Annotated in this window: 14 protein-coding genes; 4 read left to right on the top strand and 10 right to left on the bottom strand. The window is 38.6% G+C overall.

All coding sequences use genetic code 11. From position 1 onward, the window contains the following. On the bottom strand, positions 1 to 1818 hold the full coding sequence (locus WKT11_RS17815; RefSeq protein ID WP_340285314.1) for a Mu transposase C-terminal domain-containing protein: 1818 nt from the start codon (positions 1816 to 1818) through the stop codon (positions 1 to 3). Next, complete coding sequence (locus WKT11_RS17810) at positions 1808 to 2152, bottom strand: TnsA endonuclease N-terminal domain-containing protein (protein ID WP_138277170.1); 345 nt, start codon at positions 2150 to 2152, stop codon at positions 1808 to 1810. The genes WKT11_RS17815 and WKT11_RS17810 overlap by 11 nt, the downstream gene beginning before the upstream one ends. Before the next feature lie 71 nt (positions 2153 to 2223). On the opposite strand from WKT11_RS17810, the gene WKT11_RS17805 reads away from it, so the two are divergent. Next, entirely contained in the window at positions 2224 to 2490 is a 267-nt protein-coding gene (locus WKT11_RS17805; RefSeq protein ID WP_138277169.1) for a hypothetical protein, read from the top strand. A 117-nt stretch (positions 2491 to 2607) separates the two neighbouring features. Here the strand turns inward: WKT11_RS17805 and gpmI are convergent, their stop codons facing one another. The 3 genes from gpmI to WKT11_RS17790 form a co-directional block, all read right to left on the bottom strand. Continuing rightward, entirely contained in the window at positions 2608 to 4149 is a 1542-nt protein-coding gene (gene gpmI, locus WKT11_RS17800; protein ID WP_117845607.1) for a 2,3-bisphosphoglycerate-independent phosphoglycerate mutase, read from the bottom strand. A gap of 313 nt (positions 4150 to 4462) precedes the next feature. Continuing rightward, complete coding sequence (locus WKT11_RS17795) at positions 4463 to 5758, bottom strand: homoserine dehydrogenase (protein WP_118630557.1); 1296 nt, start codon at positions 5756 to 5758, stop codon at positions 4463 to 4465. Positions 5759 to 5811: 53 nt separating this feature from the next. After that, entirely contained in the window at positions 5812 to 6036 is a 225-nt protein-coding gene (locus WKT11_RS17790) for a hypothetical protein (RefSeq protein WP_340285303.1), read from the bottom strand. Between the two features lie 173 nt (positions 6037 to 6209). On the opposite strand from WKT11_RS17790, the gene WKT11_RS17785 reads away from it, so the two are divergent. Next, positions 6210 to 6401 carry a helix-turn-helix domain-containing protein gene (locus WKT11_RS17785; protein ID WP_334295130.1) on the top strand — a complete coding sequence of 64 codons (192 nt, stop codon included), beginning with the start codon at positions 6210 to 6212 and terminating at the stop codon, positions 6399 to 6401. Between the two features lie 200 nt (positions 6402 to 6601). Further along, a complete protein-coding gene (locus tag WKT11_RS17780) occupies positions 6602 to 8029 on the top strand; it encodes an NAD(P)/FAD-dependent oxidoreductase (protein ID WP_117676991.1) in 1428 nt (475 codons plus the stop codon). Between the two features lie 225 nt (positions 8030 to 8254). On the opposite strand, the gene WKT11_RS17775 is transcribed toward WKT11_RS17780, so the two are convergent. The 5 genes from WKT11_RS17775 to gap all read right to left on the bottom strand — a co-directional run bounded on the left by WKT11_RS17775 (position 8255) and on the right by gap (position 13905). Beyond that, positions 8255 to 8728, bottom strand: a complete 474-nt coding sequence (locus tag WKT11_RS17775; protein ID WP_117676992.1) for a GNAT family N-acetyltransferase — start codon at positions 8726 to 8728, stop codon at positions 8255 to 8257. Positions 8729 to 8792: 64 nt separating this feature from the next. After that, positions 8793 to 9953, bottom strand: a complete 1161-nt coding sequence (rlmD, locus tag WKT11_RS17770) for a 23S rRNA (uracil(1939)-C(5))-methyltransferase RlmD (protein WP_118137354.1) — start codon at positions 9951 to 9953, stop codon at positions 8793 to 8795. 775 nt (positions 9954 to 10728) lie between these two features. Continuing rightward, on the bottom strand, positions 10729 to 11478 hold the full coding sequence (tpiA, locus tag WKT11_RS17765; RefSeq protein WP_117676994.1) for a triose-phosphate isomerase: 750 nt from the start codon (positions 11476 to 11478) through the stop codon (positions 10729 to 10731). A gap of 29 nt (positions 11479 to 11507) precedes the next feature. Next, entirely contained in the window at positions 11508 to 12701 is a 1194-nt protein-coding gene (locus WKT11_RS17760) for a phosphoglycerate kinase (protein WP_117676995.1), read from the bottom strand. A 184-nt stretch (positions 12702 to 12885) separates the two neighbouring features. After that, entirely contained in the window at positions 12886 to 13905 is a 1020-nt protein-coding gene (gap, locus tag WKT11_RS17755; RefSeq protein ID WP_008704062.1) for a type I glyceraldehyde-3-phosphate dehydrogenase, read from the bottom strand. Positions 13906 to 14316: 411 nt separating this feature from the next. Between gap and WKT11_RS17750 the strand changes: the two genes are divergently transcribed. Continuing rightward, a complete protein-coding gene (locus WKT11_RS17750; RefSeq protein ID WP_178761711.1) occupies positions 14317 to 15135 on the top strand; it encodes a histidinol-phosphatase HisJ family protein in 819 nt (272 codons plus the stop codon). Positions 15136 to 15177: the final 42 nt, after the last annotated feature.

Raw genomic sequence — 15177 nt, 5'->3', positions numbered from 1 at the left:
TTATTCACCGTCCTTTACAAAGTTTATATGCGCTCTCTGTGTCTCATATTTTCGTGTTTGGCGAACATCCTTCACTTTTACGTCTGACTTATAGCACACATTATTTGCAATGGTTTCTATATAGCGTGCAAGGTCAATCTGGGCTTGCGTACTCTTTCTATTTTCGCCCGATATAAGCGTTTTCTGACTGCCCCTGAGTATTTGTGCTTCTTCTATATTTTTGCCGTTATATCGCCTTTCTACAAGGTCAAACGTCACATACTGACCGCCAATCAATGCCCACACTGTTGTTACATCATCAGGATTATATGCTACATTGATTTCGCCACCGCTCAAATATTCTTCTGTATATCCTTCACAATGATATCTCATTTTATTGACCTTCAGACCGTACCTGGTAAACTTACCGATTGTTCTAGGCAGCAGAGAATAAATAACCTCGTTCTTTTTAACGGAAATCATATTTGCACCAGGTTGATTTTTCCCCCATTCAAATATACGATTCGCATACGGCAATATATTTTCTTCAATCATCTGATCTGTATATGGGAAATTCTCTATAATACGTTTGGAATTGTAAAAGATGATGCAACGCAATATTACACGCTCAAAATCTTTTATAGTCAAACATGCATCTTTTCTATAATCGTGCGATCCTCTTTCCCTGAAATCCGGGTTTATAACGCCTTTTCCTTTGAGATGCTTTTTATAATATCCTTGCACCAAATCAAAGAATTTCTCCACTGATCCTTTTAATTCTGGTCGGTATGGTGGAAGATTCGTTATTGTAACTCCCAACTCTGCCAATTGTTCAAAGTTCTCTGATTTATATTCCGATCCCATATCCGTAACCAATACACCCGGAAGTTGGCTATTATTCCACTCGTTTTTATCTATGATGATTCCATGTTTTTTGCACCATTCCACCTTGTCTGTGACAACATTTATCATCAGATTTCTTAAACTGTACATGCCACCTTCCCATGTCAATGAATAACCGCAACACAAGCTGCTATAAGCATCTATGCAAGTTGTAAACACTGGTCTTCCTACAAGATTTCCGGCATCATCCACAAGATAAATGTCACAAATGGTTGCATCCAACATACCCACTCCGACATTCGGCGCAAACTGCTGTACACCATCGCCGGTTAATGGGCGGTTGTTCCTTTGATAGCTTTTCAGCCCATCCCTTGAAATATAATAGGTCTGCATACTTTTTGTTTTTCTGTAAAAATATCTGAATTGATTGAAGGTCGGATATTCTGGCAGCAGTTCTCCATTCACCTCACAATACTTCTGCTTCAGCATTAGGGTATATGCTGTCTGTAAGCTATTTTTATTTCTAGTATAGAAGAATTTGTTAAGTGCCCACCTCATGTTTTTCTCATCTTTGGAAAGCTCTTTTTCTTTTTTCTGTTTGGGTGCTAATACAGATATGTCCTGGTATATTAAATACAGACATAAATAATGACGTATCGTTTGTTTGCTTACATGCATTTCTTCAGAAATATTCTCAATCATCTGATTTCTCTTTGCGTTATCTGCAATGAATGGCAGAATTCCGGCAATCAAAGAAAAATGCGCATGAATGAATTTTCGACTATCCGCATCAAACGATTCCATAGATTTGATATTTTTATTTGTGATACTGAGTAATTCTTGTTCTGTACAAAGCAAAAATGAGCTGATGTTTTCGGTTTTTACCCATTTTGGCATTGTCTGTTTTATGCAGTCAATTATCAGTTTTTTATCTGGCTGCTGATCCAGTATTCTTATGATGTTGTTGTCGTTTCTTAAAAGGCAATTATTCTTCATTGATTACTAACCCCCAATCCTCAATACCCTGTTCTAACCAATAGTCTCTTGATATATCCAGTAATTTCACTGTTAATGGCTTCATTAAGTGTTTTCTTTGCACACACTCTCTTACCATTTTTTCGTTATTGGTTTTTGTACATAGGAAGTCAGACATGTACACTCCGTCTTCTAAATCTTCCAAAATGACATTACATTGAATTTCTACTATGTCGGGATCGTTTTCAAGGATTTCCGCATAGCTAGTTTGGATTGGATCATAAGTACGACATATGCTGCTGCACTTGGAAAGCATACGTTTTTCGCAACGTCCTTTGAATGATTTTTTCCGCATTTTCTTCCACCTTTCCCGATTTTACTTAGTTCCCAAAAATTTTCCCAAAAGTAAGATTTGGAGTCCCAAAAATGAATTTGGGAGTTGTTTTCGGGAAATGGATTTGTAGAAAAGTGCCATTTTTCAAGGATTTTGAGCTTCCCAAAAATGAACTTGGGAAATTTCTCTATGTTTTTGAAAAAGTTGACTATCCTCGAAAGGACAATTCAAATTATCCTTATTCATTTTTCTCAAATCTGCTCCCTTTGCTGATTTCAGCAATCGGGAAACTAAATAAAATCAATATTTTATTTGAAAATCACCGTGTTTTCGGGGTTTTTACTATGTGGGAAAATTAAAAAACCTTGGGATATGAGTAAAATTCCCATATCTCAAGGTTTAATTTTTTCAGCTGGACGCTAATCATTTTTACCTTTTTCAGGATAATGAAGTTTGCCCTTTACACCTGAAATTTTTTATTTCTCTACAAGAAGAGATTTGCCTGTCATTTCTGCCGGCTGTTCCATTCCCATAAGCTGAATGAGTGTAGGAACGATATCTGCAAGGCATCCATCCTCACGCAGTGTGTATTTCGGATCAGCGTTTACAAGAATGAACGGAACAGGATTTGTGGTATGTGCAGTCCATGGAGCACCTGTCTCATAATCGATAAGCTGCTCTGCATTTCCATGGTCAGCACAGATAAACATCTGTCCGTCAACTTCTTTCAGAGCTTCTACTGCTTTACCAACACATTCATCAACTGTTTCTACTGCTTTCACAGCTGCTTCCTGTACGCCTGTATGTCCAACCATATCAGGGTTAGCAAAGTTGATTACGATCACATCATATTTGTCAGATTTGATAGCATCTACCAGTTTCTCACAAACCTGTGGCGCACTCATCTCAGGCTGAAGGTCATAAGTTGCAACCTTCGGGGATTTCACAAGGATTCTATCCTCGCCTTTATTTGGCTCTTCCACACCACCATTAAAGAAGAATGTAACATGTGCATACTTCTCTGTCTCAGCGATACGAGCCTGAGTCATGTTGTGTGCTGCAAGGTATTCTCCAAATGTGTTATGAAGCTGAACTTTGTGGAATGCAACCAGTTTATTCTGGATGGTATCATCATACTCTGTGAAGCATACGAATGTGACATGTGGTCTTGCTTTTCTCTCAAATCCCTGGAAATCATCATCGCAGAATGCTCTTGTGATCTCACGAGCACGGTCAGGACGGAAGTTAAAGAATACAACAGAGTCTTTATCAGATACAACACCTGTTGGCTGTCCGTCTTTCTCGATTACTGTAGGAAGAACGAATTCATCTGTTTTGTCATTGTCATAGGATGCCTGAACTGCTGCTGCAGCGTCAGTTCCCTTTACACCTTCTCCGGATGTAAGAGCATTGTATGCAAGCTCTACACGATCCCAGCGGTTATCGCGGTCCATTGCATAGTAACGGCCGGAAACGGTTGCAATCTCACCTACACCGATTTTCTTCATCTCAGCTTCCAGAGCCTCTACAAACTCTTTACCTGATGCAGGAGGTGTATCACGTCCGTCAAGGAAGCAGTGTACATAAACTTTCTCAACGCCCTCTTTCTTAGCCATCTCAAGTAATCCATAGAGATGTGTATTGTGGCTGTGTACACCGCCATCAGAAAGAAGTCCCATAAAATGTACAGCGGAATTGTTCTCTTTTGCATTCTTCATTGCTGCAAGAAGTGCTTCGTTCTTAAAGAAATCACCATCCTGGATCTCTTTTGTGATTCTTGTAAGTTCCTGATATACGATGCGGCCTGCACCCATGTTCATATGACCTACTTCAGAGTTACCCATCTGTCCATCCGGAAGACCTACTGCAAGTCCACTTGCATTACCTTTTACAAAAGGATATTCTGCCATCAGCTTGTCCATAACAGGAGTCTTTGCCATATATACAGCATTGCCTTCTTTTTTGTCATTCAGGCCATATCCATCAAGAATCATTAATACGGTTGGTTTTTTGCTCATAATGTTCTCCTTTTATATGTGTTCATTATTGATTGCTGTATGTAACTGTACACAACTGTACATTTTAGCATACAGCAACTGAAATTTTTATATACAGATGCACTTTATCGTTCATTGCATGCCTGATAACACGCTTTTGTGCCCTCTTTATATAGTATCAAAATTTCAGGATTTTTCAATTCTTTTTTTTATGTATTTGGCTTCTTTGTTTAATTTCGTTTTACCAACTTATTAAGTGGATATTCATAATCTGCTTTTTTGCGCATCTCTGTATTGAATAACTACTTCGCAGTTTATAACAATAAACGATATCTTATTTTCCGTAAACACGAATGATTGTAGAAATCTTTCTTACAGAATCTCTGTTTCTCAGTTCCTCGATTGCAGTTCTGAAATCACCTTCTCTTACTTTCTCAGTGATCACAACTACTTCCGCACAGCCTTCTACCTTGGTGTCCTTCTGAATAATCTGTGCCACACTTACCTGATATTTTGCAAATATTGCCGTCATTTCGGCCAGAACACCACAGCGGTCTTCTACTTTAAGGCGGATAAAGTATCGGTTATGTGTATCTTCCATCTTCTTAACCGGAATCTCTTTATAACAGGTGCATCCGATTCTGCCACAGCAGCCGATCAGGATATTTCTTACAATGTCAAATACATCACCTACTACTGCACTTGCTGTAGGAAGTTCTCCTGCTCCTCTTCCGAAGAACATGGCATCTTCTACTGCATCTCCATGAACAAATACAGCATTGTATGAGTCATTTACAGTTGCAAGCGGATGAGAACTTGGAATCAGCATCGGGCATACATAGGCTTCGATTCCATCCTCTTCATTTCTGGCAACACCGAGAAGCTTGATATCACGTCCCATTTCTTTTGCATAATTAATATCCTTAGAAGTAATCTTGGCAATTCCTTCTGTATAAACATCATTGAATACGACACGTGAATTAAATGCTACGGAAGCAAGAATTGCCACCTTACGTCCGGCATCAAGGCCTTCAATATCTGCGGTAGGGTCAGCTTCCGCATATCCAAGTTCTGTGGCAAGTGCCAGGGCATCCTTAAATTCCATGCCTTCCTGAGTCATCTTTGTAAGAATAAAGTTGGTAGTTCCGTTCACAATACCCATAACTTCTGTCATATGGTTTCCTGCCAGACACTGTTTCAATGGTCTGATAATCGGAATTCCTCCAGCTACTGCTGCCTCAAATAAAAAGTCTACTTTATTCTCATGTGCCGCTTCCAGAAGCTCATGTCCATGAACCGCGATCAGGTCTTTATTTGCTGATACTACATGCTTTCCTGCTTTCAACGCAGAGAGAATGTATTCCCTGGCAGGGTTGATTCCCCCGATCAGCTCAATAACGATCTCAATCTCCGGATCATTTACGATTTCGTCCCACTGACTGGTAAGCATAGAGGTATCTTCAAGTTTAGCTGCTGCTTTTTCTATATTTCTGACAAGGATTTTCTTGATTTCAACTTTACAGCCAATTTTAGCTGTCATTTCTTCTTCCTGATTCTTCAGTACCTTATATACACCTGTTCCTACTGTTCCAAATCCTAACAGTGCGGCTTTGATGACTTTTTCACTCATTTCACAGGATTCCCCTTTCTTATTCGTTGATTTTTATACTAGGGCAGAATCGGCTATTTGTCAAGTTTGTCTGCGTTTTTAATCAAAATCTCCACCATGTTTTCGAGTTCTGTTTTCTTTTTGCGAAGCCATTTTATATACCAAATTGTTGTCATCACTGCCGCCCAGACTGAAACGCAGAAAATGCCTGCCAGGATCATATAAAACAGTCTCTCTGTTCCCTGATGCGGAGCTCCGTTCAGAAAACAATAATACATTGCCGCTGATAATACAGCCATACAAATTTCCGTAGTTATCTTTTTAATCAACTTCATCATTATCACTTTCCCTCTTATAGTGTCGTTATAACGACACTGTTATAACATTCATTTTAACCCGATAATAGATAGTAATCAAGAACAAATTGGACGGTTATTACAATATGATAAGTTATAGGAAATTATGGAAAACTATGAAAGAGCGCGGAATCAGTCAATACGCTCTGTATACGCGTTATGGCATCAGTACTTCTTTTCTGGATAAACTCCGCCATAATGAAAATGTAGAGATTCGCAGTCTTGATATTTTATGTTCTATACTCAAATGCGATTTTGGAGATATTGTGGAACATATTCCGGATGAGACTGAATCCAAAGAACAATAATTCAGATTTATAATATAAGATTTTCTGTTTATATATCTGAATTCGCAAAGAACATTTTGTTCTTCATTAATTTATTGCAGAGAAAAGACTCAATAGAATGTTTATTTTTCTTCCTTATTTATAAATCTAATCTATAAATCATTCATAAAAAATAAAAGATTTTTCGCTCAATTTGTGTTATACTTTTATCGAGTAAAGTAATGCGCAAACCAACATACCTGAGCTCAGGAAAATCACGTGAAAGGATTGTAATATATATGAAATATGACGTAGTAATCATTGGCGCCGGACCTGGCGGCATTTTTTCTGCCTATGAATTGATGAAACAGAATAAAAATCTCAAGATTGCTGTTTTTGAAGAAGGAAATCCATTGGACAAAAGACATTGCCCTATCGATGGTAATAAGGTAAAAACCTGCATCAAATGTAAGACCTGCGCTATCATGAGCGGTTTCGGCGGTGCCGGTGCATTCTCTGATGGTAAATACAATATCACCAATGACTTTGGCGGAACACTCTATGAACATATCGGAAAGAAAGAAGCTCTTGAGCTCATGCGTTATGTAGATGAGATCAATGTTGCCTACGGCGGTCAGGACACAAAAATGTATTCTACCGCAGGAACTAAATTTAAAAAGCTTTGCATGCAAAATAAATTAAAATTGCTGGATGCTTCCGTTCGTCATCTCGGAACAGATATTAACTATGTAGTTCTGGAAAATTTATATGCCAAATTAAAAGAACATGTAGATTTCTATTTCAACACTCCTGTAGAGCGCTTGGAACTTCTGGATAACGGTTATCGTATCGTTACCAAAGACAGCACAACTGACTGCAGTAAATGTATCGTATCTGTCGGCAGAAGCGGAAGTAAATGGATGGAACAGGTCTGTAAAGATCTTGATATCCCTACTAAATCTAACCGCGTGGATCTCGGTGTCCGCGTGGAGCTTCCAGCTGTTATTTTCTCCCACCTGACAGATGAACTTTACGAGAGTAAAATTGTTTACAGAACAGAGAAATTCGAAGATAATGTAAGAACTTTCTGTATGAATCCTTACGGTATCGTTGTAAACGAAAACACCAACGGCATCGTTACAGCTAATGGACACAGCTATGAAGATCCCTCCAAACAGACAGAGAACACAAACTTTGCGCTGTTAGTTGCTAAGCACTTCTCCGAGCCATTTAAGGACAGTAACGGATACGGCGAAAGTATCGCCCGTCTTTCCAATATGCTTGGTGGTGGTGTAATCGTACAGCGTTTCGGCGATTTAGTACGTGGAAGAAGAAGCACTGTTGCCCGTATTGAAGAGGGTATGGTACGTCCTACTCTTGCAGCTACTCCTGGCGATTTAAGCCTCGTTCTTCCAAAACGTATTCTTGACGGAATCATCGAAATGATCTATGCTCTGGACAAAATTGCTCCGGGAACAGCAAATGATGATACTCTTCTTTATGGTGTGGAAGTTAAATTCTATAACATGGAAGTTGAGATTGATGAAAATCTGGAAAGCAGATACAAAGGATTATATATTATCGGTGACGGAAGTGGCGTAACTCATTCCTTGTCTCACGCTTCTGCAAGCGGTGTTTATGTAGCACGTCAGATTACTGAAAATATGTAATTTTTCTCTAATAAAAATATACAGGTAAGTCTCCCTTGCTGCTTATTGCTTTTCGCAATTAAAGCAGGGAATTTCCTTAATTTGTTTAAAAAAGGATGGCGTAACTTACCTGATTCAATAAAAAACAGGATTATTTTGAGGAAATCTCCCGCTTTTACTATAAATCAGTAGGAGAAACATCCTGTCCAAAATGATCCTGTTTTTTTATTTACCTATGTTTTCTTTTTATTCTTTATGATATGCCATCCATTTGTCTGTTCCCAGGCGTTCAAATGAACCACAATATTGAAATCCACATTTTTCCAGCAGTTTTTGCATGGGGATATTGTCTTTATACGTGTCCATTCGAATATTAGGGAACTGAGTATACACCCAGTCAAGGCAGTAAGATGCCGCACCTTTTACGATTCCTGTAGATGCCACTCTGTGAACTACTGCATAAGGCTTTTCATTTAACCATTTCCCGTTGATTTCTCTATAGTCCTCATCCTCTTCTACTGCATAGTAGAAGACACAGGCAATCTGTTCCTCTGAAATACAAAGATACATCTTATCTATATCTTCCCTTATCAATTCTGTCGAAGGATAATCATCTCCCCATTGTTCTTCATTTCCATTTTCGCACATAAATTTCCTTGCGTTTTTATAAACATGCATAATCTGTTCCAAGTCTTGCATAGATGCTTTTTTTATTTCCATAAATCACTCCCACCTTTACTTCGTATCCTATAGTATGCTTTATGATGTATCGAATTTATAATATTTATTTTGTGAATTTCTTTGTCAAAAGACAAACATTTTCGCAGTGATCTGTAAAACTGAACATATCTACAGGCTGTATTTTTCTTACTTCATAACCATATTTTGTAAGATACTCCAAATCTCTGGCAAGTGTTTCCGGACCACAGGATATATAGACGATTCTGGACGGTCCAAGTTTAATTACGGAAGACATGAACTTCTTATCACTTCCCGTACGTGGCGGATCCATAAATACAACGTCTGCACACTCTCCATTCTCTGCCATTTTTTCCATAAATTCCCCTGCATCACCCTGGTAAAAATGCGCATTGGTAATCTTATTTTCTCTGGCATTGATTCTGGCATCATGGACTGCATCCGAATTTAATTCTACTCCAATAACATTTTTCGCTCTTTTCGCCGCTACCAATCCGATCGTACCAATTCCACAATATGCATCGATTACGGTTTCCTTTCGTCCCAGACCCGCATATTCGATTGCTGTCTTGTACAGAATTTCTGTCTGCACAGGATTCACCTGATAAAAGGACTGCGGAGAGATGCGGAAAGAACATCCACAGAGTATATCCCTGATAAAACCTTTTCCATAAATGACTATGTCACGTTCACCCAGTACCATACTGGTTTTCTTGTCATTAACGTTCAATACCACTGTAGTAATCTGCGGATATTTTTTCCGCAGGGCTTTTACAAAATTATTTTTCGAAGGGAAAACCGGAGATCCTACAACGAGAACTACCATAATTTCATTTGTTGCAAATCCTCTTCTTACCAGGACATGGCGTAAAAGTCCATATCCCGTATCCTCATCATAAGTTTTTATTTTAAAAGATTTCAGCATATCACGGATTGTGCGAATAATCTCCTGACTAATCTTATCTTCGATCATGCAGTCTTCCACTGGGACTACTTTATGCGTTTTCGCCTCATATGTTCCGCAGATGATATTTCCTTTTCTATCTCTGTCAAATACTGCATGAACTTTATTTCTATAATAAAAAGGATCCTCCATGCCGATAATTGGTTTTACATTTCCAAATTTCTTCAGGAGTTTGCTCATTTTCTTCTGTTTCGCTACAAGCTGTTCTTTATAGGGAACCCCCTGATACTGACAACTTCCACATTTTTTTGATACACTACATTTTTTTATTTTTTCTTCCATGAAACTCTGACCTGCTTTCTATTTTCACTTATTGTTTACTGTCTGTTTTCTACATATTTTTACATTATAACAGTGAAAACAGGTTCATGCAATCAGATAGCTTCAATTATTTGCTTTCCAGCTGTTCACCGATGATTTTCACCTTAACACCCAGTATTCCCATACACCCTCCCTAAGATATATAAATCTACAGCAATTCCATTATCGCAAACAGTTTAGAATGTTTTTTCAAAACATTTTTAGTATAAACTAAATTATTACTATAATATCATATTTATAGTTCTTATACTATCAGTTTTTTGTAAAATAACAGTTAAATATATAGGCATAACCGGCTATACTGACTTTATTCATTCAACAGAATGTCGAATAATAGAAGTTATTGTCGAAATGTTTTAACAGATTCCTGTTGAATTCTGTAGACGAATGTAGAAAAATATGCTATACTTCGTATGTACAAAAGAAACAGATTTGGAAAGCACCGACGGATCGGTAGTAGAAATACAAAAGATAAATATTTAAAATTCAGATTAAAGAGATACAAAAGATTTATTCTCCAAAATACAAAAGATATTTTTCCAAAGTACAAAAGATGTTTTCACACCAGATAAAAAATAATACACTATAAGATGAAAAGAGTAGTTTCACAAAAACTACTCTTTATTTTTGTTTAAATAATAGATAAAAACAGACACCCTGACAACTGAAGCGGACAGGGTGTCTTCTGTTTGGACACAAAGATTATCTATTTATAATCAGTTTTAAATTTTTATTCTTATTTGTAGTTTACGATCTTACCGAAATCAGCTTTCAGGGAAGCTCCACCAACAAGGCCGCCATCGATATCATTCTGAACGAATAAGTCAGGAGCTGTTGCAGGATTTACAGATCCGCCGTACTGAATACGGATTGCTTCTGCTGTTGCTTCATCATAGATTTCAGCGATGCATGCACGGATACCAGCGCATACTTCCTGAGCCTGCTCAGTAGTAGCTGTTTTACCTGTTCCAATAGCCCAGATTGGCTCATAAGCGATAACTGCTGTCTTAGCCTGATCTGCTGTAACGCCCTGGAAACCAACTTTAACCTGCTGACGGATGAAATCCATTGTCACGCCCTGCTCTCTCTGAGTAAGAGTTTCGCCACAGCACATGATTGGTGTGATTCCATGTTCGAAAGCTTTAAGGATTTTCTTGTTAACGTCTTCGTTTGTTTCTCCGAAGTATTCTCTTCTTTCGGAATGTCCGAGAACAACATATTTAACACCAGCGTCTACGAGCATTGCAGGGGAAATCTCTCCTGTGTATGCACCTTTTTCTTCAAAGTACATATTCTCAGCACCAACCTGGATGTTTGTTCCTTTAGCAGCCTCTACAACCGGGACAATGTCGATTGCAGGTACGCAGAATACTACATCTACTTCGTCATTTACTACTAATGGTTTTAATGTTTCTACTAATTTAACGGCTTCGCTTGGTGTCATGTTCATTTTCCAGTTACCAGCGATAATTTTCTTTCTTGCCATGATTCTGTATCTCCTTCTTATAGAATTACTTATTTATCGTTTGCTGCTGCAACACCCGGGAGTTCTTTTCCTTCCAGGAATTCAAGAGATGCACCGCCACCTGTGGAGATGTGTGTCATCTTATCGCCATAGCCAAGGATGTTAACAGCTGCTGCAGAATCACCACCACCGATGATAGTTGTAGCATCTGTATCAGCAAGTGCTTTGGCAACAGCTTCTGTACCATGAGCAAAGTTAGGCATTTCGAAGCAGCCCATCGGTCCGTTCCATACAACTGTCTTAGCATCTTTTACAGCCTCAGCAAAAAGCTTCTCTGTTTCCGGTCCGATATCCATTCCTTCCCATCCGTCCGGGATCTCTCCACGTTTTACAACCTGAATATTGCAGTCATTGGAGAAGCTGTCACCGATTCTGTTATCTACAGGAAGAAGAAGTTTTACGCCTTTTTCTTCAGCTTTCTTCATCATGTCTAATGCATACTGAAGATAATCATCCTCACAGAGAGACACACCGATATGTCCTCCCATAGCTTTGGAGAATGTATAGGACATACCACCACCGATGATAAGAGTATCTACTTTATCAAGAAGGTTATTGATTACAGAGATCTTGCTGGAAACCTTAGCTCCGCCAAGGATAGCAACGAATGGTCTCTCAGGATTGTTTACGGCGTTTCCAAGGAAATCGATTTCTTTCTGCATTAAGTAACCAACAACTGCTGTATCAACATATTTAGTTACACCAACGTTAGAGCAGTGTGCTCTGTGTGCTGTACCAAATGCATCATTTACAAATACATCACAAAGGGAAGCGAGTTCTTTGCTGAATTCGTCTCCGTTCTTTGTTTCTTCTGCACGGTAACGTGTATTCTCAAGTAAGATAACGTCTCCGTCTTTCATCTCAGCTACTGCTGCTTTTGCGTTTGGTCCTACTACTTCCGGGTCTGCTGCAAATTTAACTTCCTGTCCTAATAATTCGGAAAGACGTTTAGCAACCGGTGCAAGAGATAATTCTGGTTTCGGTTCTCCCTTCGGTTTTCCAAGGTGAGAGCAAAGAATGATCTTTCCACCGTCAGCGATCAGTTTCTTGATTGTAGGAAGAGCTGCAACCAGACGGTTCTCATCTGTAATCTTACCATCCTGAAGCGGAACATTGAAGTCACATCTTACAAGAACTTTTTTACCTTTTACGTTGATATCATCAACAGATTTTTTATTCAGCATTTGTGGTGCCTCCTTAATAATATTCTTTATGTGTTACTGCATTGTCCACAGTAACATAGATTCCTCGAGCGTCCTGTAAAATCTGCTATGGCAGTTTTTCGGATGCTCAGACAACGCGAAAAGGATCCGGTCCAAATCAGACCGGACCCTTCCTTGGAGTCTATTCTTCTACACTTACTGAAAATTAAGCGTTCAGCAGTTTACCAAAATGTTTGATTGTACGAACCATCTGGCTTGTGTAGGAGTTCTCGTTGTCATACCAGGAAACTACCTGTACTTCTGTTGTGCCATTCTCAAGTGGAAGAACCATTGTCTGAGTAGCATCGAACAGAGAACCAAATCTCATACCAACGATATCGCTGGATACGATTTCATCTTCATTGTATCCGAAGGATTCGTTAGAAGCTGCTTTCATAGCTGCGTTGATCTGTTCTTTTGTTACGTTACCTTCAACAACTGCTGTTAAGATTGTTGTAGAACCTGTTGGGGTAGGAACACGCTGAGCAGATCCGATTAATTTGCCGTTCAGTTCTGGGATAACAAGACCGATAGCTTTAGCAGCACCTGTGCTGTTAGGAACGATGTTAACTGCAGCTGCACGAGATCTTCTTAAGTCACCTTTTCTCTGTGGTCCATCAAGTGTCATCTGATCGCCTGTGTAAGCGTGGATTGTGCACATGATACCAGATTTGATTGCAGCAAGGTCATTTAATGCTTTAGCCATTGGAGCTAAGCAGTTTGTTGTACAAGAAGCTGCAGAAATGATGTGGTCTTCTTTTGTAAGAGTTTCATGGTTTACATTGTAAACGATTGTCTTAAGGTCGTTTCCAGCCGGAGCGGAAATGATAACGTGTTTAGCACCTGCATCGATATGAGCCTGAGCTTTGTCTTTGGATGTGTAGAATCCTGTACACTCAAGAACTACGTCTACGCCGATTTCTCCCCATGGAAGTTCAGCAGCGTTAGCTTTTGCATAAATTTTGATTTCTTTTCCGTCAACTGTGATGGAATCTTCTCCTGCTGTTACTGTGTCTGCAAGAGCATATTTTCCCTGTGTTGAGTCATATTTTAATAAGTGAGCAAGCATTTTAGGAGATGTTAAATCGTTGATTGCTACGATTTCAAATCCTTCTGCTCCAAACATCTGACGGAATGCAAGACGTCCGATACGTCCAAAACCATTGATTGCAACTTTTACTGCCATGATAAAATTCCTCCTATGAATTAAGTGGTTAATTATGGTAATCCTTTTGTTTGTTAAAGAATCATCAACCTGTATTGTATTGTACATAATTCTAAACAAAAATTCAAGACCATTTTCCAAAAAAACAAATAAAAATTAAGTAAAAAATGTAAATTCTATGCTATACTTGGTATGTGGTATGCTTTAAACATTACTGTCAGAAGCAAATTGATACTGTTTTGCATTATTTTTTCATTATTCTCAATATATAAATGTCCAATTTTCAGGATTCTGGTACTTTCATGTCAAAGTACTTTGAGGAATAATAATGTGTGGACAGTAACTCGATAAAGGCTTTGGATGTTTACCACATATATACAGCACGATCATCACCACATTATATTATTTATAATAGAAGAAAGGACTGAACTTATGGACAGACAGATATTATGGGATTGCCATATGCATTCTTCTTTTTCCGCTGATTCTGATACTCCTATGGAGTCTATGATACAGCGTGCTATCGAACTCGGTATTCAGGGGATTACTTTTACGGAGCATCTTGACCCTGATTATCCGGCTACTCCTGATGGTCTGGATTTTTCTCTGGATATTTCATCTTATCAAAAAAAGCTTATAGAAATGCAGTCTTTATATAAGGATAAAATTCATCTGCGTTTTGGAATCGAATTGGGGTTGCAGATGCACCTGGGAGATTATTTTAACTCACTTCTCTCTCAGACACCTTTTGATTTTGTCATAGGATCTTCTCATCTTGTTCATGGATACGATCCTTATTATCCTGATTTTTTTGAGGGACGCAAGGAATTTCTGTGTTACATGGAGTATTTTGAATCTATTCTTGAAAATATTTCTGTATATGATGATTTCGATGTTTATGGTCATATTGATTATGTTGTCCGTTACGGTCCTAATAAAAACCGCCAGTATTCTTATGGCCGCTATAAGGATATCCTGGATGAGATTCTTAAGAAACTCATTTCAATGGGAAAGGGAATTGAGCTTAACACAGGTGGATATCATTATGGACTTGGCGAGCCAAACCCTTGTGTTGCGGTAATAAAACGTTACAAAGAACTCGGTGGAGAAATCATTACGGTTGGCGCAGATGCCCATACACCGGATAAAGTAGCATATGCCTTTGATAAGGCCGCTAATGTACTTGAAACTTGTGGTTTCAAACATTATACCGTATTTAAAGACCGTAAACCGAAATTTATTTCTTTATAAAGTATTTGAATACTTGCCTATATGGCAGTCTATGTAATATAA

It is taken from the genome of Blautia sp. HCN-1074 (assembly GCF_037890165.1).
Taxonomy (GTDB): domain Bacteria; phylum Bacillota; class Clostridia; order Lachnospirales; family Lachnospiraceae; genus Blautia_A.
This window is presented reverse-complemented; position numbering and strand designations above follow the sequence as displayed.